The 25895-nt window shown below is 65.8% G+C and carries 21 protein-coding genes and 1 pseudogene; 6 read left to right on the plus strand and 16 right to left on the minus strand.

Features of this window, described 5'->3' with window-relative positions:
• The coding region (locus AB0L58_RS12710; RefSeq protein WP_364385686.1) for an SDR family NAD(P)-dependent oxidoreductase at nt 1–3300 on the plus strand (3300 nt) is incomplete at its 5' end.
• On the opposite strand, the gene AB0L58_RS12715 is transcribed toward AB0L58_RS12710, so the two are convergent.
• Nucleotides 3262–4560, minus strand: coding sequence for an NAD(P)/FAD-dependent oxidoreductase (locus AB0L58_RS12715; protein WP_364385689.1), 1299 nt, complete (start codon nt 4558–4560; stop codon nt 3262–3264). The genes AB0L58_RS12710 and AB0L58_RS12715 overlap by 39 nt on opposite strands.
• Before the next feature lie 111 nt (nt 4561–4671).
• Between AB0L58_RS12715 and AB0L58_RS12720 the strand changes: the two genes are divergently transcribed.
• On the plus strand, nt 4672–4947 hold the full coding sequence (locus AB0L58_RS12720) for a MoaD/ThiS family protein (RefSeq protein WP_364385692.1): 276 nt from the start codon (nt 4672–4674) through the stop codon (nt 4945–4947).
• A 2-nt stretch (nt 4948–4949) separates the two neighbouring features.
• Here the strand turns inward: AB0L58_RS12720 and AB0L58_RS12725 are convergent, their stop codons facing one another.
• From AB0L58_RS12725 to AB0L58_RS12780, 12 genes are all read right to left on the minus strand, one after another.
• Entirely contained in the window at nt 4950–5414 is a 465-nt protein-coding gene (locus AB0L58_RS12725; RefSeq protein WP_364385695.1) for a hypothetical protein, read from the minus strand.
• Between the two features lie 421 nt (nt 5415–5835).
• A complete protein-coding gene (locus AB0L58_RS12730; protein WP_364385698.1) occupies nt 5836–6897 on the minus strand; it encodes an L-idonate 5-dehydrogenase in 1062 nt (353 codons plus the stop codon).
• 35 nt (nt 6898–6932) lie between these two features.
• Nucleotides 6933–7925: a sugar kinase gene (locus AB0L58_RS12735; protein WP_364385701.1), complete on the minus strand. Its 993-nt coding sequence runs from the start codon at nt 7923–7925 to the stop codon at nt 6933–6935.
• Entirely contained in the window at nt 7922–8542 is a 621-nt protein-coding gene (locus tag AB0L58_RS12740) for a bifunctional 4-hydroxy-2-oxoglutarate aldolase/2-dehydro-3-deoxy-phosphogluconate aldolase (protein ID WP_364385704.1), read from the minus strand. Before AB0L58_RS12740 ends, AB0L58_RS12735 begins: the two co-directional genes overlap by 4 nt.
• Nucleotides 8539–9903: an MFS transporter gene (locus AB0L58_RS12745; RefSeq protein WP_364385707.1), complete on the minus strand. Its 1365-nt coding sequence runs from the start codon at nt 9901–9903 to the stop codon at nt 8539–8541. The genes AB0L58_RS12740 and AB0L58_RS12745 overlap by 4 nt, the downstream gene beginning before the upstream one ends.
• 10 nt (nt 9904–9913) lie before the next feature.
• Nucleotides 9914–11479 (minus strand): mannitol dehydrogenase family protein, encoded by a 1566-nt coding sequence (locus AB0L58_RS12750; RefSeq protein WP_364385710.1) that lies wholly within the window; start codon nt 11477–11479, stop codon nt 9914–9916.
• A gap of 5 nt (nt 11480–11484) precedes the next feature.
• A complete protein-coding gene (gene manD / locus AB0L58_RS12755; protein WP_364385713.1) occupies nt 11485–12702 on the minus strand; it encodes a D-mannonate dehydratase ManD in 1218 nt (405 codons plus the stop codon).
• The gene (locus AB0L58_RS12760) at nt 12699–13703 is read right to left on the minus strand and encodes a 2-hydroxyacid dehydrogenase (protein ID WP_364385715.1); all 1005 of its coding nucleotides are present in this window, start codon (nt 13701–13703) and stop codon (nt 12699–12701) included. Before AB0L58_RS12760 ends, manD begins: the two co-directional genes overlap by 4 nt.
• Nucleotides 13700–14719 (minus strand): LacI family DNA-binding transcriptional regulator, encoded by a 1020-nt coding sequence (locus AB0L58_RS12765; protein WP_364385718.1) that lies wholly within the window; start codon nt 14717–14719, stop codon nt 13700–13702. The genes AB0L58_RS12760 and AB0L58_RS12765 overlap by 4 nt, the downstream gene beginning before the upstream one ends.
• A 287-nt stretch (nt 14720–15006) precedes the next feature.
• The gene (locus AB0L58_RS12770; protein ID WP_364385721.1) at nt 15007–15669 is read right to left on the minus strand and encodes a DUF2267 domain-containing protein; all 663 of its coding nucleotides are present in this window, start codon (nt 15667–15669) and stop codon (nt 15007–15009) included.
• A gap of 246 nt (nt 15670–15915) precedes the next feature.
• Nucleotides 15916–16236, minus strand: coding sequence for a hypothetical protein (locus tag AB0L58_RS12775; protein ID WP_364385724.1), 321 nt, complete (start codon nt 16234–16236; stop codon nt 15916–15918).
• 381 nt (nt 16237–16617) lie between these two features.
• The gene (locus tag AB0L58_RS12780) at nt 16618–17352 is read right to left on the minus strand and encodes a nuclear transport factor 2 family protein (protein WP_364385727.1); all 735 of its coding nucleotides are present in this window, start codon (nt 17350–17352) and stop codon (nt 16618–16620) included.
• Nucleotides 17353–17490: 138 nt separating this feature from the next.
• Between AB0L58_RS12780 and AB0L58_RS12785 the strand changes: the two genes are divergently transcribed.
• The gene (locus AB0L58_RS12785) at nt 17491–18171 is read left to right on the plus strand and encodes a TetR/AcrR family transcriptional regulator (RefSeq protein ID WP_364385730.1); all 681 of its coding nucleotides are present in this window, start codon (nt 17491–17493) and stop codon (nt 18169–18171) included.
• 217 nt (nt 18172–18388) lie between these two features.
• Nucleotides 18389–19549, plus strand: a complete 1161-nt coding sequence (locus tag AB0L58_RS12790) for a squalene/phytoene synthase family protein (protein ID WP_364385733.1) — start codon at nt 18389–18391, stop codon at nt 19547–19549.
• Nucleotides 19550–19588: 39 nt separating this feature from the next.
• On the opposite strand, the gene AB0L58_RS12795 is transcribed toward AB0L58_RS12790, so the two are convergent.
• The 3 genes and pseudogenes from AB0L58_RS12795 to AB0L58_RS12805 all read right to left on the minus strand — a co-directional run bounded on the left by AB0L58_RS12795 (nt 19589) and on the right by AB0L58_RS12805 (nt 24002).
• A complete protein-coding gene (locus tag AB0L58_RS12795; RefSeq protein WP_364385736.1) occupies nt 19589–22891 on the minus strand; it encodes a protein kinase in 3303 nt (1100 codons plus the stop codon).
• 140 nt (nt 22892–23031) lie between these two features.
• Nucleotides 23032–23164: pseudogene (locus AB0L58_RS12800) on the minus strand (L-serine ammonia-lyase, iron-sulfur-dependent, subunit alpha); the annotation flags it as partial.
• A gap of 46 nt (nt 23165–23210) precedes the next feature.
• Nucleotides 23211–24002: a GTP-binding protein gene (locus AB0L58_RS12805; RefSeq protein ID WP_364385739.1), complete on the minus strand. Its 792-nt coding sequence runs from the start codon at nt 24000–24002 to the stop codon at nt 23211–23213.
• A gap of 130 nt (nt 24003–24132) precedes the next feature.
• Between AB0L58_RS12805 and AB0L58_RS12810 the strand changes: the two genes are divergently transcribed.
• Both AB0L58_RS12810 and AB0L58_RS12815 read left to right on the plus strand, forming a co-directional pair.
• Nucleotides 24133–24579: an OB-fold domain-containing protein gene (locus AB0L58_RS12810; RefSeq protein ID WP_364385742.1), complete on the plus strand. Its 447-nt coding sequence runs from the start codon at nt 24133–24135 to the stop codon at nt 24577–24579.
• Nucleotides 24572–25774, plus strand: a complete 1203-nt coding sequence (locus AB0L58_RS12815) for a lipid-transfer protein (RefSeq protein ID WP_364385746.1) — start codon at nt 24572–24574, stop codon at nt 25772–25774. Before AB0L58_RS12810 ends, AB0L58_RS12815 begins: the two co-directional genes overlap by 8 nt.
• Nucleotides 25775–25895: the final 121 nt, after the last annotated feature.

Raw genomic sequence — 25895 nt, forward strand, 5'->3', positions numbered from 1 at the left:
GTGGCGGGTGTGTTGTCGCTCGGGGATGCGGTGCGTTTGGTGACTGCTCGTGGTCGGTTGATGGCTGGGCTTGCGGTGGGTGGGGCCATGCTGGCAGTCGAGACCGGTACTGGCGGTGAGGTCGGTGCGGTGGTCGTCGGCTCGGTGACAGGCGTCGATGCTCTTGCCGCCGTGGGTGATTTGCCGGTGGGGGTTTCGGTGGCGGCGTTCAATGGGCCGGGTTCGGTGGTGGTGTCGGGTCCGGAGGCGGGGATCGCTGAACTCGAGGCACGGTGGGTTGGCCGCCGGATCAAGCGGCTGATGGTGAGTCACGGGTTTCATTCGGTGTTGATGGAGCCGATGCTCGGTGAGTTCGCCGCGGTGTGTGCGGAAGTCCGGTGGCAATACCCGCGGATTCCGATTGCGTCGAATGTGACCGGCCGGCTCGAGTCGGAGTTGTTGGCTGATCCGGGGTATTGGGTGCGGCAGGTGCGGGAGCCGGTGCGGTTCGCTGATGGTGTTGCTGCGTTGCGGGGGGTGGGTGGTGCTCGGTTTGTCGAGGTCGGTCCGGATGCGGTGCTGGCGGGTGTGATCGATGCGGAGGCGGTGGTTGCGACTCAGCGTCGGGGGCGTGGTCAGGTCGAAACTCTGGTTCGTGCGGTCGGTGAAATGTATTGTGCTGGTGTCGATGTCGACTGGGGTCGGTTCTTCGCTGGTCAGGGTGCGCGGCGGGTTGATCTGCCCGGCTATCCGTTCGAGCATCGACGCTATTGGCTCGACCCCCAACCAGCCCACGGCACCGGATTCGACCACCCGATCCTCACCAGCGAGACCGCGGTGGCGGGAACAGACGAGCATGTATTCGGCGGACGGATGTCCGTACAGACCCATCCGTGGATCGCCGATCACGTGTTGCTCGATGTGGTCGTCGTGCCGGGAACAGCATTCGTGGACATGGTGCTGCGGGCTGGCGAACACGTCGGCTGCGACTACCTCGACGAACTCACTTGCGAGGTGCCGCTGACCTTCGAAGCCGGTGAGACAGTGCAGATCCAGGTGACCGTGGGTCCCTCAGGGGAATCCGGTGCTCGGCCGGTCGCGGTGTATGCACGGCCCGACACCGATGACGCCGACTGGACCCGCCACGCCCGCGGATCGATCACCGCCGCGGATTCCGGCCTCGCCGCATTCGACGACCTCGCCACCTGGCCGCCGCCCGGTGCGCAGCCGATCGGCGTAGACGAGATCTACGCTCGATTGGCCCAAGTCGGGTTCGACTACGGCCCGACCTTCCGATGTGCGCAAGCGGCGTGGACTCGCGACGGCGACCTGTACATCGAGGTCGCCCTCGACCCCGGGATCCACCGCGATGCCACCGCCTACGGGCTGCATCCGGGCCTGTTCGACGCCGTGGTGCACGGCGGTGCGATGGTCTCCGTCGACGGCACCGGCAGCGGGCGAATGCTGTTCAGCTGGAACGGTGTTCGCCGCTACCAGGCCGGAGTGACAGCCCTGCGGGTACGAGTCGCCGACGGCGGCGAGTCGGCATGGACCATCACCGCGGTCGACGAATTCGGTGCACCGGTCGTGTCGATCGACAAACTCGTCTATCGCGCTGTCGACGCGCCACAGCTCACCAGCCCCAGCATCACCCGCAACGACGTGCTGTTCGAGTTGGACTGGGTTGGTGTGGAGTTACCGGTCGGGGTGGTGTCGTCGCCGGTGCGGTTGTTGGACGGTAGTGCGGGTGTCGTTTCGGTGTTGGGCGGAGTGCAGGATTTTCTTGCGGGGGAGTTGGATTCGTGTTTGGTGGTGTGGACGCGGGAGCAGGTCGGGGGTGTGTGGGGTTTGGTGCGGTCGGTGCGGGCGGAGTATCCCGGTCGGATTGTGCTGGTCGATACCGATGATCCGGAGCAGACGGATTGGGATGCGATTGTGGCGTCGGGGTATTGGCAGGTGTTGTGGCGTGAGGGTGGTGCGTTGGTGCCGCGGTTGGCACGTGTGCCCGCGCCGGTATCGGGGGAGATCGATTGGGGTGGCGGCACGGTGTTGATCACCGGTGGGACCGGTGGGGTGGGTTCGGTGTTGGCGCGGCATTTGGTGCAGGCACACGGGGTGCGGCATTTGGCGCTGTTGAGTCGCAGTGCTGACACCGCTGTTGCCGCCGCTGATCTACGCCACGGTGATCTTTCGCCGCAGACAACCGATGTTGATAGTGCCGGTGTCTATCGGCCGTTGGCGTGTGATGTGACAGACCGGGATGCGGTGGCGGCCGTGTTGGCTGTTATCGATCCGCCGGTGACGGCGGTGATCCATGCCGCTGGTGTGCTCGATGATGCGACTGTTGTGTCGTTGACGGTCGAGCAGTTCGAGCGGGTCTGGGCGCCGAAAGTGGAAGGTGCCAGAAATCTCGACGAGCTGACCCGTGGGTTGGATCTTTCGGCGTTCGTGATGTTTTCGTCGATAGCCGGAACGCTTGGTACGCCGGGGCAGGCGAATTATGCGGCGGCGAATGCGGAGTTGGATGCGTTGGCGCGGGACCGCCATGCGGCGGGACTGCCTGCGGTGTCGTTGGCGTGGGGTCCGTGGGCCGAGGCTGGGATGGCCGCTGGTCTGTCCCGGGCCGACCTCGCGCGCTGGCAGCGCCTCGGCGTGACGTCACTGGACACCGAATCCGCCCTGGCACTATTCGACACCGCACTGACGGCCCAGCAACCGGTACTGGTGGCAACACGGATCAACCCGGCTGTGCTGCGGACCGGATCCGGCCACGAGATGCTGCGAACTCTGACACCGCAAGTGCCGCAACGTGGTTCGGGACTCGCGGTGCGGCTGGCTGGCCTGGACGACGATGCGCGCGTGACAGCCGTGCTGGCGATGGTCGGTGAACATGTCGCGGTCGTCGCAAATGTCGACCGAGTGGATCCGGCAACGACATTCACCGGACTCGGGCTGGACTCACTCGCCGCTGTCGAATTGCGCAACCGGCTCGCGCAGTCCACCGGGCTGCGCTTGCCTTCCACGCTGGTCTTCGACTATCCGACGCCGAACGCTGTCGCGCAATATATTTCGGCCAACCTGGTGACCCGGTCGGCGCCGTCGCCGCTGGACCGGATCAGCGGTGCCCTCCAGCAAATCGAAACCATGCTCGGATCCCTGACGGACGAGACGGAACGAGAGTCGGTCCGCCGCACGCTGACTCGCCTCGAAAGCGATATGCGGGCGGGCCGGGCGGCGGCCGATCAAACGAGGTCCGAACTGGACTCGGTCACCGACGACGAACTATTCGATCTGGTCGATGAAGAGTTCGGAACGGGATGAAGGTGACGTGGTCGGCTCGGGGATGCGCCAGCCGTGGAGTCGGCCGCCCCCGGCCCGGCGCATGGCCGCGAATACCCGCCACGTCAGCAATGTCTTGGCGGACGCCGTTCGCTGGATGACGGGCCAGAACCGCTCGGCCACATACGAATCCGCGGCAGCGGTCGCCAACAACTTGCGAACCGGCGGTGGTGGTGCCGCCTGGCGGCTGTTGCGGTTGAACACCGCTTGCTGCGGCCACAACTGCCGCCGATGTCTGCGTTGGTACCGCCGCAATGCCGCATCCAGGCTGCCCGGTTCACCGCTGGCCAATGCGTCGGAAGTCGCGTCGGCCAGCCACTCGGCACCCTCGATCGCCCAACCGCAGCCGACCCCGCGCAGCGGGTCCGCGGCCAGTGCGGCATCGCCGACGAGTGCCAAACCCGGGCGAACGATCCGCCGCCGCGTCACATTGGGCCGGTCTTTCGTTCCGATGATGTCGGAAACCCGTTCTGCCCGTGACAGATCCGGCGGGTCGGGGAGTTCGGCGAACCGGCGCCGAAAGTAGTCCTCCCTACCCGCGAGCAGGTCGGACACACGCTGCTTGTCGACCAGCATCGATACGAGCGTGAGGCCGTCATCGGAGTTGATCAGGCCGAGCGCATCCGGTGGCATCAACCAGACCCGGAAGTTGCCCTCCGGAATCGGCACATTGCGGAAGTAGGCGAAGTAGCTGGCCCGCCGGTTCGGTGACAAACGCGCGGACAACGAAGCCGCCTCGGCGATACGGGAATTCACGCCGTCCGCACCGACCACCAGGCGTCCGCGCACTATCCGCTCCGCGCCATCGATGTGGGTGACCACACCGTCGATCCGCTCGCCCGACCGGTGCAGTTGCCGCACCTTGGCGCCGAGTACGAGGTCCACGCCGGGTGTTGCCGCAGCCATTTCACGGATGAGCGGGTCGAGTACCGATCGACGAAGAATGTAGCCGTGCCGACCGAGATCGGCGACGTCACTCTCGTGCGCCCAGCCGGCCGGCGTCCAGAACGAGGTGTGCATCCGAACGCCGCCCGCTGCCTCGATGGCGGTATCGAGCCCCAGCCGTTGCACCGCGGGTAGCGCGGTCGGCTGGATCAGATGTGTGCACAATCGCTTGTAGAAGGCCGGGTCACGGTGCGCTTCGAGCACGGCGACGCGAAAGCCCCTTCGTCCGAAGTTGATTGCGGCCGCACATCCCGCGAGACTGCCGCCGCCGACGACGACGTCGTACTCGTCGATCACAAGCGGTTCCTCTCCCGTCCGATGGCACTTGCTCGACTCTATGCCGAATCTTTGCTCCGGGCGTACTATCCGAGACGGATTCGAGAACCGGTGCAGGAAGGACACGTTCCGATGACGGTCACGGTCAGTATTCCGACGGTGCTGCGCTCCCACACCGGTGGCGAGAAGCGCATCGAAGCGTCGGGGGATACAGTCGGCGCGGTCATCGCCGACCTCGAATCCCGATACGGCAGCCTGCGGGGCCGCATCGTCACCGACGGAAAGTTGCACCGGTTCGTGAACGTCTATGTCGACGACAACGACATTCGGACCGAGCAAGGACTGGCAACGGCCGTCAGGGCGGGCTCGTCGGTGACCATCCTGTCCGCGATGGCGGGCGGCGCCTGACCCTACGCGGTCGCCGCGATCACGTCGATGGCGAGAATCAGGCCCAACACCACGGTCATCACCAGCGATGTGATCAGGAAAGTCCGCCGAACCCCCGGCATTTCCGCGGGTAGCGCGAAGATTCGCTTCGGCCACACCCACCAGGACTGGTACGCGAACGCACTACAGGCGATGACGAACAGCCCGAGCTTGACGCACATCAGGACGATCCACTCGGTGCTCGGCCCCGGGGTGTCGGTGGCGCGGCTGATGGCGAGGCCGGTTCCGGAGATCGCGATCAGCACGGCCAGCCGCAGAATCCTGCGCCGCGAGCCGCTGGCCATCAGCTGGCCGACCTCCTCGAACTCATCCGGATCGTCGGCGCGCAGCTGGAACTGCTGCACCACGACGATCGAATAGACCATGGCGCCGAACCAGGCGGCGAGCACAACGGTCTGGATAACAGCGAAGGTATTCGTCAGGGCCATCAATTGCCTCTCTCGGCTCTTCCGACCGGCGTCCTGGATCCGGATGGCGCTCAGCGCCGTTCGACCACCGTACTGGAGGTTTGGCTCCGAGTTCGCGGAGTTGTCGTCAGCGCAGGGCAGTTCCCTTGACGTAGTCGACCGACAAGCACATCCCGATCACCATCGCGCCGCGGAGGATCCTCGTTGTGGCGCAGTGGGGGCGGTCGTCCGCTTAGTGGCGGCCCGCAAGTGATCGTCGACAACTCCTCACCGAATTGTCGTATCGTCTGACGAAAGACCAGCACCGCAGCCCAGCCAGCGGTGTAACCGGCCGCCGCGGTCGAGGTCATCTGTGCGGCCGGGAGATCGGTTGGTCGACGAGTTCGGCACGGAATCGGGGCGATTCGACGATGGAGCTCGCCGCTGAATACGTTGCGAGCGTTCAGAAGCGGAGCAGCACCTTACTCGATGCTGTTGCATCCCTGGCCTTCTCGAATGCGGCGAGAGCTTCGGTGGCATCGTATTCAGCGGTGATGATCGGCTCGACGGCCAGCGAGCCATCGGCCAGCGCTCCGACGACCTGGTCGATTTCGTCGTTGAACCGGAATGAGCCGACGAGATCCAGTTCGCGGGTGATCGCGAGGGAGATCGGCACAGGCTGATCGCCGGTGGGCAACAAGCCGACCATTACGACTCGGCCGCCGCGCGCGGTGCCATGGATCGCCGATGCCAGGCCGGTGTGGTGACCGGAGCATTCGATGGTGATATCGGCTTCGGTCGCCGAAATCGCGTCGGTATCCTTCGCGTTGATCACCTGATCTGCACCGATCCGGCGCGCGATCGACAGTGGGTAATCCTGCAGGTCTACCGCGGTGATATGGGCCGCGCCGGCCCGTTTGAGCACGGCTACCACGAGAGTGCCGATCGGACCGGCGCCCACGACGAGGGCGGTTCGCCCGGTGACCTCCCCGGCTCGGGCAACTGCATGCCAGGCGACACTGGCAGGCTCGGCCAGAGCGGCGGTACGCAAATCCAGGTTGCCGGGCAGGGCACGCAACATGCGGGTGGGGACGGTCAGGTGTTCGATGAAGGTACCGTCCGAATGCGGGAAGCGGGCGGCGCTGCCGAGGTAGGTGCAGCCGGGCGAAATGTTCGGCCGGTCCGCCGGATACCGTGCGCTATCGCCACCCGGGGTGGCCGGGTGAATGGTGACCGGTGTCCCAGCGGCGGGCCCGCTGCCGTCCGCCGCGGCAATCAGTACAGTGCCGGATGCTTCGTGTCCGAGACGCATCGGTGCGCGCAGGATAGATTCGCCTGCCGCTCCGTGCTGCCAGTAGTGCAGATCGGATCCGCAGATGCCGCCGTAGGCGATGTCGAGCACCGCTTCGTCCGGCTTCGGTACCGCGACATCGACCTTTTCGACGCGCAGGTCCCCGGCCGCGTGCACGACGACAGCCAGTGCCGAGTTCGGCATGTCGGCGTGCGTGGGTTCTTTCGTAGGCATGCTCGATGTCCAATCAGGTTTTGCGGTGCCGGTTTTCATCGCGCGACAGGTTCGCCGACGGTCAGCAGGCCGAGTTCGTCGCGCCGCGGCATGCCCTCCCAGTCGCCGGGGACGGTGCATGCGAAGGCGCCGACGGTGACGGCGGTCTGCAGGCGTTCTGCGGACGGTTTCCCAGCCAGGCGTTCGGCCAGATAGCCGGCCACGAATCCATCCCCGGCACCTACCGAGTCGACCACGCTGACCGGGATGGCCGCGACAGTGTGGAGGATCCCGTCGATGTCGGCGATCGTCCCGCGGTCGCCGAGTTTGATGACGACTTCGGCCGGACCGAGGGTGCGCAGCCGTCGAATGAGTCCGACCGGTTCTGCGGCGCCCACGGCGATCGCGGCCTCGTCGGCTCCGGCGAAGACGATGTCCGACATCGCGATCAGCTGTCGATAGACCGGCCGCGCTTGCTCGGGTGACCACAGGGCGCCGCGATAGTTGAGATCGAAAGACACCGGAACACCGAGTGCCCTTGCCCGGCGCACACATTCGAGGGTGGTCTCGCGTGCGGAGTCGGACAGCGCGGGCGTGATGCCGGTGATATGCAGCAAAGTCGCTTCTTCCAGCCAATGCTCCGGGATGTCGGATATCGACAGTCGCGAGCCGGCACTGCCCGTGCGGTAATACCAGACCCGGGTCGTGGTCGCGGTCCGGCGTTCTTTCACCATGAGTCCCGTGGCGGCGTCGCGGTCGCGGATGATGCCGGCGGTGATGCCTTCGGCCCGGAGTTGGCGTTCGATGAGGTCACCCATGCTGTCGTGTCCGAGCCGACCGAACCAGGACACCTCGACGCCCAGCCTGCGCAAGGCGATCGCGACATTCGATTCGGCCCCGCCCATTCCCAGCTGCGCGGTCGGGGTGTGGGCGAGCGAACCGGTGCCGACCGCCCCGAACAGTGCCATCGTTTCACCGAAGGTCACCACGCTTCGACCCGTGACCGAGGCGCCACCCGTCATTGCTTCGCTATGCGATGCTGCGGTCATCGCGGCACTACTGCCACCGCGCCAGTGACCTCGGCGAGACGACGGCACCGTGTCGCGAGCGCGGCGAGATCCCCACCGCGCAGCGCGTCCCCGAGCAGCGGTCCGCCGAGGCTGACGGCACAGGCCCCCGCCGCGAGCCATTTCGGCACTGCGTCGATATCGATGCCGCCCGAGGGCACAACCTGGATGCCGGGGAACGGACCGCGCAGATGGGCTATGTAATCGGGTCCGACGGTGTTGGCGGGAAACAGTTTCACCGCGGTCGCACCGACGCTCCAGCCCGCCCACAATTCGGTGGGAGTGAAGCCACCAGGATAGATGGGAACACCCGAATCGACTGCGACAGAGATGATCTGGCGGTCGGTGATCGGGGTGACCAGGAATGCGGCGCCGAGGTCGATGGCGGCGCGGGCGTGTTCGACCGTCGTTACCGTGCCGACGCCGATCTCGACTCCCTCGGGCGCGGATTGCCGTAGGGCGCTCAGTGTTTCGAGCGTGTGAGGGGTGCTCAGGGTCAGCTCGATCGCGTGGACGCCGTTGTTGCCGAGCACTTCCACCACGGGGGCGTACCGGTCGGCGTGTTCGGCTCGCAGGACCGCGATAACGGATGAGTTCATGCGGCGACCTCCGGTCGGTCGGTGGCGTTGCGTGCGATGGTCAGATCGCGGTCGCGGGTCTCCGGTGCGAGCGTCGATGCGGTGACCACGGTGGCTGCCATGATCATCATGTAGACCGCGACCGGGATCCACGAGCCACCGAATGCCGAGACCAGCCCCGCGCACAGCAGCGGGGCGACGCCACCACCGAAGATCGAGGCGAATTCGCGGCCGAGCGTGACCCCGGAATAGCGGTAGTGGGATCCGAAGATTTCGGGGAAATAGCTCATGGTGACGCCGACCGCGCCCTGACAGGCAAGCATGAATCCGACGATCATGACCATGGCGATCAGCAGATGCGAGCCGGTGCCCAGTGCATGGAATGTCGGGATGGGCAGGACGACGAGCGCGGCCACGATCGAGATGTACACCGGTTTGCGTCCGACGTGGTCGGACAGCCAACCGAATCCGTAAGCGGCAATGCCGCCGCAGATCGCTCCCGCCAAGAGAACTTTCGGAATGAAGGTGGGGTCGACGTGCACGTTGTTCTTGAGAAACGAAGGCATGAAGACCTGGTAGGTGTAGGACTGTGCGCTGATGCCGATCGTCATGAACATGACGATGAACAGCGGCTTCTTTCCGTTCGCGAAGATTTCCCGTACCGGTGTCCGCGGGCCTTGCTGGTGTTGTTTGAGTTCCTGGAATACGGGGCTCTCATGGAGTTTGCGGCGGATGACGAATGCAGCGATAGTGACCGCGATACTGCTGATGAACACCAACCGCCAGCCCCACGACATGAGCTGTTCGTCGGGCAGCAGTTGCGCGGCGATCCAGGCGAGCGCGCCGAGTGCGGTACCAGATGCCGCACCGGTCATGATCAGTGCCGCGAGTCTGCCACGTTTTCCGATTTGTGCGGTCTCCGTCAAAAGTGTTGCGCCACCGGACTGTTCGGCCCCGGACCCGAAGCCCTGCAGGAATCGGCAGGCGACGAGCAGGATCGGTGCGAGCACACCGACCTGCTCGAAGGTGGGAAGCAAGCCGATTGCGAGTGTGGCTCCACCCATCAGCATGAGCGTGGCGACCAGGACGTACTTGCGGCCGAGTCGGTCGCCGAGGCGGGAGAAGAACAGGCCGCCGAGGGGACGGGCGAGGAATCCGACGGCATAGGCGCTGAAGCTGGCGAGTATGCCCGCAGTGGGGGAGATGTTGGGGAAGAAGAGTTTGTTGAAGATGAGCGCGGAGGCGGTGCCGTAGATGACGAAGTCGTACTGTTCGAGCGTGGTGCCGATGAGCCCGGCGAGGGCCGCGCGGCGGACAGTTGCCGGGTCGGCTTGCCGGCCGGGGTGCACCAGAGTAGTTGGGGCGTTGATCGTGGCGTTCATGGCGTGGTTCCTAACGAGGCGACGGTGCCCCGTAGCAGAGGTGGAGAGAGGAGTCGGATCCCCGCGTCCAGCGGGAGGTATCGAGGGTGATGGCCGGGTCTGCGGCCTCGGCCGCGGCGGTCACCGGGCCATGTCGGACAAGGATGTCGATGAATTCCGCGACCCTGGTCAGGAAATCGGTATGCGCGGCAAGGGAGGTGGGGAAGATGCCGCCGGTCTCGAAGACCGAGCGGACGAATTCCGTGGTGGACGTGGCCTTTTCGGAAATCTCGGCCAAACGTGGTCGAGCTGGATCGCGCATGGCGCGAGCGTGGCTCCCGGGGGTGAAACCCGGTCGGGGGGCGACGCAGCACAGGTATGCGGCGACGGTGAGGGCGAGGTGTTGCGGTAGCCGGCCGCGCCCGAGGTGTTCGAGTGCGGGCAGCGGTACCCGCTGGGCGAGCTTGACCGAACCGTCGGACCCGACCTGCGACGTGCGGTGTCCGAGTGCGGAATTGGACCATCGGGAGAACAGCTGCTGAATGTAGTCGTCGATGTTCATCGTGTCCGGCACTGTGACGGTGGGCAGATAGTCGTCGAGGACACGTACGGCGGCGTCTTCGATGAACGGTTGCGCGATCGCGTCCGGAATGGTCGCGTGTCCGTCGAGGGCGCCGAGGTAGGCGATCAGCGAATGTGTGCCGTTCAGCAGGCGCAGCTTCATCAGTTCGTAGGGCTCGACATCATCGGTGAACAGCGCGCCACCGTGTTCCCACGCGGGACGTGCTGCGGCGAAACGGTTTTCGAGGACCCACATCGTGAACGGTTCGGCGGGCACGGCGATCGCGTCGCGTACACCGAGGTGCGCGAGCGTTGTCCGGTTGTATCGGGCCCCACCGCTGGGCACGATCCGGTCCACCATGGAATTCGGGAACCTCACGTTCGCGTCGATCCAGGTCTGCACCTCCGCGCGCACGGCAACGTGTCCGGCTGCAATGAATTCGCGGACCAGCCGCTCGGTCTGGCGACCGTTCGATAGCAGATTGTCACAGCTGACGATCGTGATCGGGGTGCCATGCGTCAGCGCTCGAACGGTCAGCCCCCGGGCGATCTGCCCGATGGTGGTGCGCGGCGCGGCCCCTGGCACGAGATCGCGGCGGACCACCTCGGCGTCCATGTCCAGCGACCCGGTTTCCGGTGCGACCGTATAGCCGTGCTCGGTGACCGTAATGGTGACGATCTTCGTCGCAGGCGCGGCAATGGCACGGACCACCGCGTCGGGGTCCTGGTCGGCGACCAGTGTTCCGGTGTGGGTGCCGGGAATACGGACCTGCGCGCCGTCCGGGGAGATTTCGACGACGCTGTAGAGCAGCTCTTGTGTCTGCATAGCGTCGGCGATGGTGGACGAGCGGTTGGCGACGCCAAGGATTCCCCACGGTCCTGGTTCGTGACGTAGGGCGGCGGCGGTGTAGACGGCTTGGTGTGCGCGGTGGAAGTTACCCAAGCCCAGATGCACGATCCCGGTTTCGGTTGGCGGATAAGGGTTTATGAGCTCGGACGCGGCGATGCTGGTGCGGGACAGGAGAGGTTCGGTCATGGTCGTCACCAGTCGGTCATCGAGCCGTCGCGGCGGCGCGCGACGGGCAGGTAGGCCGGTTGGTAGGGGTACTTCGCGGCAAGTTCCTCATCCACCGTGACCCCGGTGCCCGGTGCGTCGCCGGGCGCGAGATGGCCGTTCGCGTATGACCAGGCGTGCGGAAACACCTCGCTCACCAGCGGGTCGTAGCCCATGTATTCCTGGATCCCGAAGTTCGGTGTGCTCAGGCCCAGGTGCAGGCTGGCGCCCAGCGTGATCGGCGAGACGTCGGACGGGCCGTGCGGACCGCCGCGCACCTGGTAGACCTCGGCGAGGGCGAAGATCTTCCGCACATGGCTGATACCGCCGGCGTGCACGATGGCCACCCGGATGAAGTCGATCAGCTGTTCGGTGATCAGGTGCTGGCAGTCCCAGATGGTGTTGAAAACTTCGCCGATCGCGAGCGGGGTCGTCGTGTGTCGGCGTACCAGCCGCAACGCGTCCTGGTTCTCCGCCGGCGTGACGTCCTCGAGCCAGAACAGGTTCACCGGTTCCACCGCCTTGCCCAGTCGGGCGGCCTGCTGAGGGGTCAGGCGGTGGTGGGCGTCGTGCAGCAGTTTCAGCTCGGGACCGACATGTTCGCGTACTGTTTCGAGTATGCGCGGCACGTGGTCGAGGTAGGCGTCGGTATCCCAGATCTCTTCGATCGGCAGCGCGCCGCGACTGGCCGGTTCGTAGCCGGCGTCATCCCGGTGCACGCCGTACACCGAATCCAGTCCGGGGACACCGGATTGCACGCGAATTGCCTGAAATCCCAACTCCCGCTTGGCATCGACCGAGTCGAGCAGGGCGTTCGCATCCCAGCCGGTGGCGTGGGTGTAGGTGAGGATCCGGTCCCGAACGGCCCCACCCAGCAGCTGATAGATGGGCTGGCCGAGGGTTTTTCCCTTGATATCCCAGAGCGCGACATCGACCGCCCCGATGGCGGCCATGGTGACCGGTCCCCGCCGCCAGTAAACCCCGCGGTAGAGATATTGCCAGATGTCCTCGATCCGATCAGCGTCGCGACCGATCAGCAGGGGAGCGACATGGTCACGCAGATAGGAGGCGACCGACAATTCGCGGCCGTTGAGGGTCGCGTCGCCGTACCCGATCACGCCGTCCGCGGTGGCGATCTTGAGCGTGACGAAATTCCGGGTGGGACTGCATACCAGCACATCTGCCGCGATGATCTTGTCCGTCATGCGTGAACTTCCTTCGAGCCGACCGCGGGTCGCACGGTGTTGCGCAATGCCTCGCCGCGGTGCAGGCGGCCGATGTTGTCGGTGATGTCGGCGGTCCGGCCGATGAAGGTCTGCTGGGTGAGTCCCGAGGAGTGCGGGGTCATCAAGATGTTGGGCAACTCGCCGAACGGCAGCGCCGAGGGCGCTGTGACGCTGCCGATGCGCGGGTAGTCGTACCAGACGTCGACGGCAGCCGCGGCGATGATCGAGGTGGACAGCGCCCGGTAGAGGGCTTGTTCCTGGACCAGGGGACCGCGTCCGACATTGATGAGCACGCCGTCGGGGCCGAGTAGTTCGAGCTCATGCGCGCCGATGATGCCGCGGGTGCGTTCGTCGAGCGGCGCGGAGACAACGAGCACATCGGAAGCCTCGAGCAGTCGGTCCAGTTGTGACGTATCCGCCGCCCACTGCAAGCCTTCGGCGGTGGCGTCGAGCTGCCCGCGACCGGTGACCGCACTGCCGACTGCGCCGAACGTCTCGAACATGCGCCAGCTCTGCCTGCCGATGTGCCCGAAGCCGACGAAGCCCACGCGCGCAGTGTTCAATGCGGGTGGCTGGGGCAGCGTGTCGTTGTATACCGAACTCGCCCAGACGCCGCTGCGCAGGGCCTTGTCCTGGGTGAGGAAACTACGGCGCAGCAGTATTGTCGACGCCACGACATACTCCGCGATCGACTGCTCATGGTGAAAGGTGTTGGCCACCTGCACTTGTGGTGCAAGGGCGTGGAAAGCAACCCCGTCGGTGCCTGCGCCGGCGACGTGCAGCAGCTGCAGTTCCCGGGCGGCCGCTGCCATCGCGGGGGTGAACGTGCCGCCGACATAGACCTCGGCGTCGCGGAGGTCCGCGATCAGGGCTGTCTCGTCGAATCGAGGGTGCCAGGAAGCCGTGGCCGCGCGGGGCAACGTGCTATCGAACTGCGCCCGATGTGGGAGCAGGTTGCGGTCGGCGATGACGATCTTCACTGTGCATCCTTGTTTCCAGGGTGGAACATCCGGTCGCGCGTGGGTCCACTGGATGCGCGGACGACGAGCTGGGTGGGCAGATGGACCTCACGGTGTTCGGTATCGGGTTCGGCGGCACGCCGGTGCACCAGGTCCAAACTGAGCACGCCGGCTCGTGCCATGGGGACGTTGACGCTGGTCAGCGCGGGATGGGCGAGCTCGGCCAGCGGCGAGTCGTCGATTCCGATGATGCTCAGATCATCGGGGACGGACAGGCCCATCTTCCGAACACCGTTCATGACACCGATGGCCATCGGGTCGTTGTGTGTCATGACCGCACTGGCGCCCGTGGCGATCACGCTGGCGGCCGCAGCGTGCCCGCCGGCGAGTGTTTCCTGCTGCCATCCGAGCACACTCAGCTGCACATTCCGGGCGGCACACAATTCCTCGACCGCTGCCACGCGGCGCTCATTCGACCACGACTGCTGCGATCCCTGGACATAGGCGAGGTGTTCATGGCCAAGTGCCACGAGGTAATCGATGGCTTGTCGAATGCCGTCCTCGGAATCGGCTACCACGCAATCGCATCCGGATGAGAGGCGGTTGACGAGAACGATCGGGGTGTCGCCGGCGAGCTGGGCGATGTCCGCGGCCGGGAGCCGCGGCGCGCAGACCACCAGCGCATCGACCCGCCCCTGCAGTTCGCCGATCATCTCCCGTTCACGGTCGGCGCTGCCGTCGGTATCGGTGAGGAGCACGGTCTGCCGTCGATGCCATCCTTGCGCCTGTGCAGCCTTGACGAAACTGGCGAACACCGGATGGGTGATGTCTGGAACCACGACGGCGACGGTGCTCGCTATGGACCGCGTCGCGCCCGCGTGGGTAGGGGTCGCTGCTCGGTATCCGATCTCGTCGGCCGCCGCGATGATGCGCGCCAGCGTGTCCGGACCGATGCGATCCGGAGCGCTGAACGCCCGCGATGCGGTGGACAGCGAGACTCCGGCGCGCTGCGCTACCTCGGTCAATGTCGGCGCCACGGTTGCTACCGCCCTCTCTCAGCGTGACTGGTGACACATACTGTGCGCGATTTGCGCAAGGTTGTCAACGTATTGCGCAATCATTGCGCAATACGTTGATGGCTGAGGTCGGCGTGCTCGCGCCGCGGGGACGTCTCCCCAATGGCCATTCGGCATCAAGTAGGGGCAAGAAGCCGGAACCGGCTTGGCGGCAGTAGCCGTCGTTGAGTGCCTCGAAGAAGGTAACGGGACTATCCGGTGGCAATCCCGGCGCGGGCCAGCTCGGTCAAGGTCGCCTGAACCGCATGTCAGCGCCGCCGGGCGTCGGCGCCGACCAGTCCTTCCGCAAGCAGAATGCGGTGTGCCTGCTGGGCCGCCTGCGTCGCTCGGTCGGTGCCGGGTTCGTCGGCGGGCAGTCGCTCGAGGCCGCGCGCCAGTACCGCGACGGCGGCACCGAGGGCCTGGACGTGGTCTCTCAGATCGGTGAGCGGGTCGACCTCGCGTTCGGCGACCGGCTGCCAATCGAATGCCGACTCCTCGGCCGGCACTTGCGCGCCGCACAGTGCGCTGTACAGGTGCATCGGCAGGACGGCGAAGATGCGGTTCATCTGGCCAGGAGAGAACAGGTCCGACAACGCGACGGTGACCGCACCCGCGACCGGGCCGACGCCGTCCCGGTCGATGCCCGCCGCCCTGGCGAAGTCCATGACGAATTCGGCGGTGTCATGGCGGACCGGCACATGGCTGGGGACCCAGCCTTCGTAGTAGGCCCCGCGCAGTAACTCGGGCAATTGCGCGGCCAGATGCGCCGAGCTGCTGACGCTGATGCGGTCGCGCACAGTGTGCATCCAGGCGCGCAGCGCCCGGTAGGCGAAGACACTGTCGTCGGTATCGAGGCTGTCGGCGACAGCGCGCACCCAGTTGTGCGCGGTCTGCACGGCTGGCGCGAATGGGTCGACGTGGTGCGGCATGGCTGACCTCCTGGTTCCTGGTGTGGTTATGACCCAGCCTGCGTCGTGCGTGCCCGCTGTCCAAGGGCCGAAGGGTGCCGCCGGATGATCCGATGGTCCTGCTTTCGGATCGTCGGCGGTGGTCGAGAATCGATGCGGCCGAATACCCGCAGCCGGCCCCGATCGACTCCTGCGTGGACCTCCTCACCGCAGCCGGACAGCGCAACGAGCGGCGTTCTTCCGTGCGCCCACCTCGCCACTCCTACCTCATGACATACAAGCCTCCGAGAAACTATCCATCATCTCGTACGGCAGGTCGTAGGAGCCGACGTGCTGCAGCAGAACCCGTGTTGCCCCCGCATCGGCCGCGCGGGCAATTCCCGCTCGCACCTCGTCGGCAGTTCCGAAGAGACAGAACTCGCGCGCGTAAGTCAGTGCATCACGGTCGCTGATCCATTCCCCGCACCGGTCGACAGCCGCGGTCCAGTCCTCAGCGTGAATGAGGTCCGGGTAGACGCCGTCGACGCGTTGCGGAACCCGGACGTGGATGTCCGCGCGTTCCAGTGTGGCCGGCCCGGCGTCGGGCATTGTCGCGTGCCGCCTGCCAGCTCTGATCGGCGGCGCGCACGAGTATTTCGTTGACAGCTACGCATCGGGGCCGGCCGACTGTGTAGCTGACCGCGTCGGTGATGTGCTCGGGCGCGAGCCGCTCGGGAGCCGCTCGGGGATTGAGCACCTTGGAGTAGTTCGACTCGGGTATGGGAGGCCGGGTCGGTGTCGACGTTTCGTTGTCGAGCCCGGTGTGCCGACGGGCACCATCGATTTGCTGCAACGCTGCTTCACCGGACTCGAAACCCGCGGCGAGCGTTGGATATTCGCGCCGCACTGGCCGTCATCCCTTGGTGCGCTGACGTTCCCGATCACTGAAACCCGGCAGCGACCTGCCGACCGCGCCGTGTGACATGCGTACTATGCCCGTTTGCCGAAGCGGCTGAGCAGCGCGGGGATTTTGGAGGTGCCGAGCAGGGCCCGGAACTGCCAGCTGCCGTCACGGGGCAGGATGCCGGCGCGCTGGGTGACATCGAAAGCGTCGTAGAGGGTTTCGCCCTCGCACATCAGTCCGTTGTGGTCGAAGTGGTAGCGATCCACGGCAGGGCACTGGATGAACCGCCCGTCGCCGTACAGCGTCGGCGCGGTGTCGTCGTAGGGGTACAGCCGCAGCGGGCCACTCCAGTGGCCGCTACCGATGTATCGGATCACGGTGCGCACCATGCCTTCCGGTGTCACGTCCAGATAGGCTTGACCAGGCACGGGGTCGTAGCGCCAGTCCGGGATCGCGTCGAAGAAGGCGAAGTTGTACTTCACGAACTCGTCGATGCCGACGATGGTGCGTCCGAAGGTGGTGACGTCGGTGTAGCGCACGTCCGGGGTGTAGAGCTGGTCGTTGATGCTCATGTCGCGCACCAGGAAGCTCCACCAGTATTTCTTCGCCCACTCCAGCAGCCAGCTCAGGTCGATGTCGAGCTTGCCGTAGAACTCCAGCTTGTGTTCGAACTCCGCGAACCATTGTTCGGTCGTGGCCTGCAGGTCGGATTCCGGGATGGCCCGGATCGGCACGGCCCGGTTGGCTTGCAGGAACTCCGGTACCGGCTTCGACAATCGAGGCCGTCGCAGCGCCTGCTGAAACTGTTCGTCGTTGAACATGGGACACCCTTTCGCCATGATCCGCGCCCCGGCAGCGGTGCGGGCCACGCTCCACACTCAATGTGGAATCACATGATTCATGTAGAATCAGGTGATGTCAATATGGGTGATGCATATTCCCGGAGCGAGGATGGGCCGGTGAATGCCCCGAAACTGTGGCGTGGACAGACACTGCGGGACCGATCCGACGAGCGTCGTGAACAACTCCTCGACGTCGGGCTCGAACTGCTCGGCACCGGTGGCACCGCCGCCGTCACGATGCGGGCCGTCACCCGCCAGGCGAACCTGAGCCCGCGCTATTTCTACGAAAGCTTCGACAGCCGGGAAGCGCTGATCACCGCGGTCTACGACCGTGTCGAATCCGGTCTGCGAGACCATGTCATCGCTGTCGCGCCTGCTGCCGATCCCCGTGCCGCCATCCGCTCGGCGTTGCAGACCTGTGCGGACTTCTTCGCGGAGGACCCTCGCCGCGCGCGCGTGCTGCTGCGCGAACCGCTCGCGGACGACACGCTGCGCTGGCACGCCACCGTCAGAACGCCAGCCGCGATCCGGGCCTTCGCCGCCATCCTCGGTGCCGCCGGGACCGACCTGTTCTCGAGCAGCGACGAGAACCTCGCCGTCCTCGGCACCGCCCTCGCCGGCGCTCTCACCGCGCTCTACCTGGATTGGACCGATGGGCGCCTGAAGATCGACCGAGACCGGTTCGTCGATACCGCCGCCGGAATCGTCGCCTCGCTGCTGCGCATCGCCGTCGAACTCCCACCCAGCGAAAGCGCAACTCCACCAGATATTTCCGAACCGGGAGGGACTGCCGTGTAGGTGCGCTTCGGTCGCCGAGAGCTCGGTGCGGGGTGGTGAGCGCGAACCATCGCCCGTTCGGTGCGAGACACCCTCGGCCGCAGCAGGTTTCCGCAACCCGGAACTGCCTCGTCACGATCCTCCGGACAGCAGTCGCGCCCGCGGGCGGTTTCGGCGACGTCGGCGGTGATGGTGTGGAGTTAGACCGAAAACCTTGCGTCCGGCAAACTTTGCCACGATGACGACGACAGCCGTCCTGGTCTCGGGTCGACCGCTTGTGCTGAGGAAAGTAAACGATCGATTCGCGACACTGCGGCGGCGCTCTCGAGGATCTCATCGACTGGTTCGCTCACGCTTTCCCATGCCTGGAGGCGGGAGACGGGATACGATCGGGATCCCTTGTGTGACAGTCGATCTGGAGGTGCTCGTGCGTTCATGGCGACGTTGTTTGGATGCGGCAGGTGTGCGGGACCGTACGGCGCGTGCCGACTATTCGGCTGCCGCACAGTATTTTCGGCGCAGAGATTTCTCCTCCTGGGTGCCGCTGCGGGTGTTGATTCCGCCGGAGAGCGTGCCGCACATGTTTGCGGCGGCGGCGTTGGTGCGCTACACCGACGACCTGTGCGACCGCGGCCCTGTCGAGGGGCGGACACAGCGGTTCGAGGAATGGGCCGCCGAGGTGGGGACGGCCCTGGATACCGGCAGTTCGAAGCATCAGATGCTACGTCCGTATCTGCACTCCGCCGGTCTCCTGAATCTGTCCTGCACCTGGATCGACTCGTATTTGCAGGGGACTCGTATCGACCTGGACTTTCCCGGATTCGCTCACGAAGCCGACTACCAGCGCTACGTCGACACAGTTGTACTCCCGTCTTTCTTGGTCGCCGTCGAAGTTGCGCCGGGCCTGGCCCCGGACCGAAAATTCATGCCTTTCGCCCGCTTGCTCGCGGACGGGTCGCAGCGCGCGGACTTCCTCACCGACGTGTTCGAGGACCTGCGCGACGGGCGGCTGTGCCTGCCGGTCTCCGACCTCGACCGGCACGGCGTGACGCGGGCGGACTTGGAGCAGGGACTGGACACCCCCGGAGTGAGGGCGTTGCTGTCGGCCACAGCGAGTTCCGCGCGCGCCTCACTCGTCGAAGGTGAACGGATGATCGGTGAAATCCCCCCTGACTACCGCCCGTTCTTCAGGTTTGTGATCGGCCTGTTCCACAAGCGTCTGGACAACGTCGAGACTCGCGGAACCGCCATCATCCGCCGCCCCTACCACGACGCAGTGGTGACAGCTGTCCCGCTGATCGTCCGTTCTCGTCGTATGGGCGCATCGACAAAAGCACTCCCCGGTCGAGGCGCCCATAACAACCGTGTCAGCAGCGGCCATCCGTCGTCCGGTAGTTGATCACCACTCGGCGTCCCGGTAGAAACGGCGCGAAAAGTATCAGTTGTCGTTTTCGAAGGGTGTTGCGGCAGAATGCATTCCGAGTTCCGTGGCGCCCGGTTGCCGGCTGTGGTGCTCGGCAGCCCATGCGGCGATCTGTGTTCGTGAGGTGAAGCCCAGTTTGGTCAGGATATGTTCCACGTGTCCCTCGGCGGTGCGCTGAGAAATCACCAGCCGGGCGGCGATCGCCTTATTGGTCAGACCTCGGGCAACGAGATCGGCGACCTGGCGCTCGCGCTTGGTCAGGTTCCCTGCTGACCGGGAGGCCGACTCGGTGGCTTCGGCTCGCTCGCCGAGTGCGAAGCCCACCGCGGTATCGAAACTCATCGCGGCGCCTTCCTGGCGAGCCGCCTCGAATTCTCGTTCGCCGAGTGCCCCACGGCTGAACCGGAGGCATTCGTCACGGTAGACGTACAAATCGCGAAACATGAGTGCGGAGCCGCCGGTAACACGGCCCAGCGAATCCGCGGCACCCATCAGGACCGCGGCGCGGCGGGCATTGTGCTGGTCGGCCAGGATCCAGGCCAGCGTCTCCAGACAGGCCCCAGCGACGAGCGGATCTGCCACCAGCCGAGCGGATCGAATCCCCTGCCGGAGCAGGTGCACGGCGCGCTCGGGATCATCGGTTCGCCACACCGTAAATCCCGCTGCCCACGACAACCATGAACGAAGCATCTTCTCACCGGTGGATTCGGTGATTGCGAGCCCCTTGTCGAGGTCCGCGAGCGCCCGCTCGGTATCCCCGTGCAGTGCGTAGGCCCATCCGAGCGAAATGCGGGCATCCAGCTGACGTTTCAGATTTCCCGATGCTTCGTAGCTGTCGACGGCACTGGCGAGGAGGGCACCTGCATGAGCCAGATCACCGTTGCCGCCCGCAAGACACGTATTTCCCTCGGCGTGGGCGAGTAGGGCTCCGACCAGTGGCTCGGCAGTCTGCTCGGCCAGGGTCCGGAGCTGTGTCAGAGTGTCGGTGACGACCGGGAGGTCACCCTGCATCGCGGCCGTCACATTGGCTACGTAGAGTGCCTTGGCCCGGTCGGTGGTCGGCGCAGCGGTCGTGTGGTCGAGCGCGCGCTCGCACCAGCGGCGGCCCGCGCTGAGCCGTCCACGCAGGGTCCAGAACATGTGCAGGGCGGCGGTGATCCGCAACGTGCAATCGTTGGACTCGGCCAGGCCGAATTCCATCGCTTTGCGCAGATTCGGCAGTTCCCGCTCCAACCGGGTAACCCATTGCAGCTGGTGCGGACCGACCCATTCGGCGTCTGCTCGCAGCGCCAGCCGCTCGCACCAATCCAGGTGCCGCCGAGCCGATTCCGGATATTCGCCGCCCTCCTCGACTTTTTCCCTACCGTATTCCTGGACGGTCTCGAGCATCCGGAAGCGGATCGTGCCATCGGTTTCCTCGCGGATCAGGATCGACTTGTCCACCAGCGCGGACAGCGCATCGAGCAATTCCGACTCGGTCAGGTCGGTGCCACACACCTGTTCGGCGGCGTCGAGTTCGAAACCGCCGGCGAATACCGACAGCTGATTCCACAGCTGCTGTTCGACCGGCGTGCACAGGTCATAGCTCCAGCCGATGGACCAGCGCAGGGTCTGCTGGCGCATCGGGGCGCCGCGACTGCCGCGGGTGAGCAGGTCGTAGCGGTCGTCGAGGCGGGACAGGATCTGCTCGGGCGACATCGTCCGCAATCGGGCCGCGGCCAGCTCGATCGCCAGCGGTAACCCGTCCAGGCGGGCGCAGATCCGGGCCACCGTGGGCCTGGTGTCACCGGTGACCTCGAAGCCCGGCACGGCCGCGGCACCGCGTTCGGCGAACAAGGTCACTGCGTCGTCGCGTGCCGCCGCGCGCGGCGTCGGCTTGTCGGTTGGATCGGGAATTCCCAAGGGCGGCACCGCGAACACTGATTCCCCGCCCACACCGAGGGCCTCGCGGCTGGTCGTGAGAATCCGCAGCTGCGGGCAGGTCCGTAGCAGCGATTCGGTCAGTGTCGCGGCCGCGTCGATCACCTGTTCGCAGTTGTCGAGCACCAGCAGAAGATTGTGCGGGGCCAGTGTTTCCGCCATCACCTCGAGCATGGGCCTGGCACTGCGGTTGCGCAGACCGAGGGCGGCGGCCACGACGTCGACCACCAATGTCGCATCCCGCAGATCCGCCAACTCGACCAGCCACACGCCGTCGGCGAAATCCGCCTTCACCTTGTGGGCGACACGCAGGGCGAGCCGGGTCTTGCCGACCCCGCCCATTCCGGTCAGCGTCACCAGGCGCGACCCGGCCAGCAGATTCTTGACGTCGGCCACCTGGGTCCGTCGATCGACGAAGCTGGTGAGTTCGAAGGGAAGGTTCCCGACGCTGTTGCCTACCATCGAAACCGACGTCACCGCGGATACCGGCTCGACTCCTGCCGCGCCGCGCAACGCCATCTCGTCGACGGCGAAACCATGATTGTGCTCCACCTGCTGCAGTTGCCGGCCCAATTCCGCCGCGGTGGGACGCTCCCGCGGGTCGCGCGACATCGCCGCCTCGATCACCGTGCACACATCGTCTGGCGTGCCGTTTTTGCGTAGATCGGGGACCGGTTGCTGCGTGATCCGCAGGAATTGCGTGACCACCTGTTCACCGCTGCGGCGTTCGTAGGCCGCATGCCCGGTCAGTGCGCAGAACAGGGTGGCGCCCAGTCCGTACACGTCCGAGGCTCGGCCTGGGGCCTCGCCACCGAGGACCTCCGGCGCGGTGAACGCCGGTGAACCGGTGACTGTACCGGTCGCAGTTTCGAATCCGCCGGCGATGTGGGCGATGCCGAAGTCGGTCAACGCGGGTTCGCCATAATCGGTGAGCAGGATGTTGCCGGGTTTGATATCGCGGTGCAGAATCTCGGCTCGATGCGCTGTTTCGAGTGCACCCGCGATCTTCACCCCCAGGTGCAGCGCTGCTGCCACCGACAACGGACCGTCGCGGCGGATGCGCGCGTCGAGGGAGCCGTGGGGGTGGTATGGCATGACCAGGTAGAGCAGTCCGCTCACGGTCGCACCGACCTCGAGCACGTCGACGATATTCGGGTGTCCGGTCAGCTGCCCCATCGCACGTTGCTCGCGAAGGAAACGCTCCCGATTCTCGTCGAGTTCGCGGGTGAGTACTTTTACCGCCACGGTCCGATCCACGGCACGCTGGGTACACCGATACACCGCACCGAAACCGCCCCGCCCGATCTCCTGCGCATCGTCGAAACCGGCAGCACTCAACTCCGTGACGACATCAACACCAACATCACGCTGTGTCTGGAACGGATCGCTCTCGACCATCGGCTACTCGTGACCTAACCCCGTGGGGCACCAGCCAGAATATCCCCGCCGTCCATGTCAGACCATGACGCCCACGCTCTCTGCATACCTGCGTCACACGACAGATCAACGGCCTGCGCAACCGAAACAGTTGGTCGACTCTCGACCGAGTCGACCGGGACGTCGACAGCAAGCCCACCGGTGGAGGTCTGCCTTGCACCTGGAACTCATATCGGCTCCGGTGGCGCGCATGGTTTCGATTACTTGGTCGAGGCTCACGTGGTGGGCGCCGTCAAGCGGCTGTCCCGCACGCTCTGACGGCCGGCGCGACCGGCGTGCCTCAATAGTCGAGGGCGTGTTCCGGTTGGCAGACATCCATGGGGGAGGGCAGATAGCGGGCGATGGCATCCAGGAGCGGGGCGATGTCATCGCTCGCGGGCGCTGCACCGCATAGGACGGGTACGACCTCACCGATGCGGGTGAGGTAGCGGATGCGGTGATGCAACTGGTCGAGCGGAGTATCGCACGCGGCAGGGGAGGTATTCGGACCCGAGTGGGCTTGTTCCATGACCGTTTTCACGAGGTTGCTGTACCACCGCTCGGTGACTTCCCAATGGCTGCCGTAGAGTTCGGCGGCCAGCGGTTCGAGTGCCCACAGCGGGAGAAGGTCGATGACGCCTTCGACAGTGGGGTCGGCGCTGAGGGGGATCTGCAGAGTCAATGGGACCGCGCCGCGGGTGTCGGCGATCGTGCGGACGCAGCGGTCGAAATCGGCGGCGGGGTGGTCGAGTCCGTTGATCAGGCACAGGCGGGCGACCTGGTGGTCGTCGGCGACCCGGAACATCGTCTCGAGGCGCGGGGTGGGGTTTGCGGCGGCGTTCACGACCGCGATCACACCGTCGGCCAGGCGGATGGACCGCTCCAGGTCCGCGACGGGCGAGTGGGTCGACAGCTCGGTGATACGAATCGTGTGCTCGACGCGGTCTGTCGTCCAAACGACCGTGACCAGGGTGCCGGAGCCGGGCTGGCCGGAGCGGCGGCGGAGGAGGTTGGCCACTCGGGTCGTCTCGTCGGGATCGCCGATAATGGTGACGTTGCGGATTGTCTGTGGATCAATGGCTTTAGCGCCCATCGCGTTGTGGTACTCCGATCGACTCGAGGGTGTCGGGGCGTCCTCGATCCGAACTCACCGTACCTCCGCCCGCGGATTGCTGGAGCGGAATTCTGCCCCAAAGTAGAACGTGTTCCTATACCGTCGGGCTGTGCAGAAAGAACAACGGCCCGCTGTAGCAGACTGGTTCACTGCGGACGACGGCGTGGTGCGTCTGAAGGGAAGTCGCTGTAAGGATTGCGGCACTCCGTATTTCCCGCGGAACACGCTGGCCTGTCGGAATCCGCAGTGTTCCGGTTCGAGGGATGGCTCCGAGCTCGTCGAGTATCTGTTTTCCACACGTGGGCGGATCTGGTCGTATGCGGACGCTCGGTACAAACCTCCGGCGCCCTATGTCTCGCCCGATCCGTTCGAGCCGTATGTCGTTGCGGCAGTGGAGCTCGAGGTCGAGCAGATGGTGATACTCGGGCAGGTCGTGCGTGGCCTGACAGTGGACGACCTCGCTGTCGGCATGCCGGTCGAATTGACTCTCGGCACGTTGTACGCCGATGAGGAAGCCGAGCACACGGTGTGGATGTGGAGGCCGGTCAATGACTGACACGAATGATCGCGACATCGCCGTCCTCGGTGCGGGCATGCACCAGTGGGGCAAGTGGGGGCGCAATTTCGTCGAATACGGGCTGGTCGCCGCCCGCGCGGCGCTGGCCGATGCCGGGGTGAACCACCTCGACGTCGGCTATATCGCCGGCGCGGACACCATCCGCAATGGATACCCCGGTTTCGTCTCGGGCGCGACCTTCGCTCAGGCGCTGGGTTGGTCGGGTGCGCGGATCTCGAGCAGCTATGCCGCCTGCGCCTCCGGTGCGCAGGCCATCGCCAACGCACGTGCCCAGATCCTCGCGGGGTTGTGTGATGTGGCACTGGTGGTGGGCGCGGATGCCGCCCCGAAGGGCTTCTTCCAGCCGGTCGGCGGTGAGCGCCGCGATGATCCCGACTGGTTGCGCTTCCACCTGCTCGGCGCTACCAATCCCATCTATTTCGCGCTGTATGCCCGCCGCCGGATGGCGCTGCACGGTGCCACGCTCGACGATTTCGCCGCGGTCAAGGTGAAGAATGCCAGGCACGGCCTGAACAACCCGTATGCCCGCTATCGCAAGGAGGTTTCGGTCGAGGAGGTCGCCGCGTCGGCGATCGTCTCGGACCCGTTGCGGCTGCTCGACATCTGCGCGACCAGCGACGGCGGGGCCGCCCTGGTGTTGACGTCGATGGAGTACGCGCGTCGGCACGGCGTCGCCGACCCGGTCCGAATCCGGGCGCTGTCGACGGTCACACCGACCTTCCCGAAAACCGTTCTCGACCTGCCGGATTTCGCGACGGACTCCGCCGTAGCCGTCGAGGCCCCGCCGCGCACGTTCCGTTCCGCCATCGCGCACGCCGCGTACGAGGAGGCCGGGCTCGGTCCCGCCGACCTGTCCTTCGCGGAGGTCTACGATCTGTCCACCGCGCTGGAGCTGGACTGGTACGAGGACATCGGGCTCTGCGAGACGGGCGGCGCGGAGGAACTGTTGCGCAGCGGCGCGACAACATTGGGCGGACGCGTGCCGGTGAACCCCAGTGGCGGCCTGGCCTGTTTCGGTGAGGCGATTCCGGCGCAGGCCATCGCCCAGATCTGTGAGCTCACGTGGCAGCTGCGCGGCCAGGCCGACGGCCGCCAAGTGGACAACGCCCGCGCGGGTATCGCGGTGAACCAGGGCCTCTTCGGCCACGGCTCGGCCCTCATAGCCACCCGCTGACAATCGAGGGTCTTTCCGGGGCACTCTCCGAAAACCCGGGCCATGCCCGGGTTTTCGTGGTTCGGGTCAATGGGGAGTTTTCGATGAAGGTCACGTGCCAGGTGTAGTACGACCGGCCCAA

It is taken from the genome of Nocardia sp. NPDC052112, from assembly GCF_040680135.1.
Classification (GTDB): Bacteria; Actinomycetota; Actinomycetes; order Mycobacteriales; family Mycobacteriaceae; genus Nocardia.

Excerpts from the sequence above, each read along its gene's own strand:
- AB0L58_RS12735 (WP_364385701.1), bottom strand. The coding sequence starts at position 7,925 with ATGACCGCAGCATCGCATAGCGAAGCAATGACGGGTGGCGCCTCGGTC.
- AB0L58_RS12790 (WP_364385733.1), top strand. The coding sequence starts at position 18,389 with ATGACGACGACAGCCGTCCTGGTCTCGGGTCGACCGCTTGTGCTGAGG.
- AB0L58_RS12750 (WP_364385710.1), bottom strand. The coding sequence starts at position 11,479 with ATGACCGAACCTCTCCTGTCCCGCACCAGCATCGCCGCGTCCGAGCTC.
- AB0L58_RS12725 (WP_364385695.1), bottom strand. The coding sequence starts at position 5,414 with ATGGCCCTGACGAATACCTTCGCTGTTATCCAGACCGTTGTGCTCGCC.
- manD (WP_364385713.1), bottom strand. The coding sequence starts at position 12,702 with ATGACGGACAAGATCATCGCGGCAGATGTGCTGGTATGCAGTCCCACC.
- AB0L58_RS12805 (WP_364385739.1), bottom strand. The coding sequence starts at position 24,002 with ATGGGCGCTAAAGCCATTGATCCACAGACAATCCGCAACGTCACCATT.
- AB0L58_RS12770 (WP_364385721.1), bottom strand. The coding sequence starts at position 15,669 with ATGCCGCACCACGTCGACCCATTCGCGCCAGCCGTGCAGACCGCGCAC.
- AB0L58_RS12740 (WP_364385704.1), bottom strand. The coding sequence starts at position 8,542 with ATGAACTCATCCGTTATCGCGGTCCTGCGAGCCGAACACGCCGACCGG.
- AB0L58_RS12815 (WP_364385746.1), top strand. The coding sequence starts at position 24,572 with ATGACTGACACGAATGATCGCGACATCGCCGTCCTCGGTGCGGGCATG.
- AB0L58_RS12780 (WP_364385727.1), bottom strand. The coding sequence starts at position 17,352 with ATGTTCAACGACGAACAGTTTCAGCAGGCGCTGCGACGGCCTCGATTG.
- AB0L58_RS12775 (WP_364385724.1), bottom strand. The coding sequence starts at position 16,236 with ATGCCCGACGCCGGGCCGGCCACACTGGAACGCGCGGACATCCACGTC.
- AB0L58_RS12720 (WP_364385692.1), top strand. The coding sequence starts at position 4,672 with ATGACGGTCACGGTCAGTATTCCGACGGTGCTGCGCTCCCACACCGGT.
- AB0L58_RS12730 (WP_364385698.1), bottom strand. The coding sequence starts at position 6,897 with ATGCCTACGAAAGAACCCACGCACGCCGACATGCCGAACTCGGCACTG.
- AB0L58_RS12745 (WP_364385707.1), bottom strand. The coding sequence starts at position 9,903 with ATGAACGCCACGATCAACGCCCCAACTACTCTGGTGCACCCCGGCCGG.
- AB0L58_RS12795 (WP_364385736.1), bottom strand. The coding sequence starts at position 22,891 with ATGGTCGAGAGCGATCCGTTCCAGACACAGCGTGATGTTGGTGTTGAT.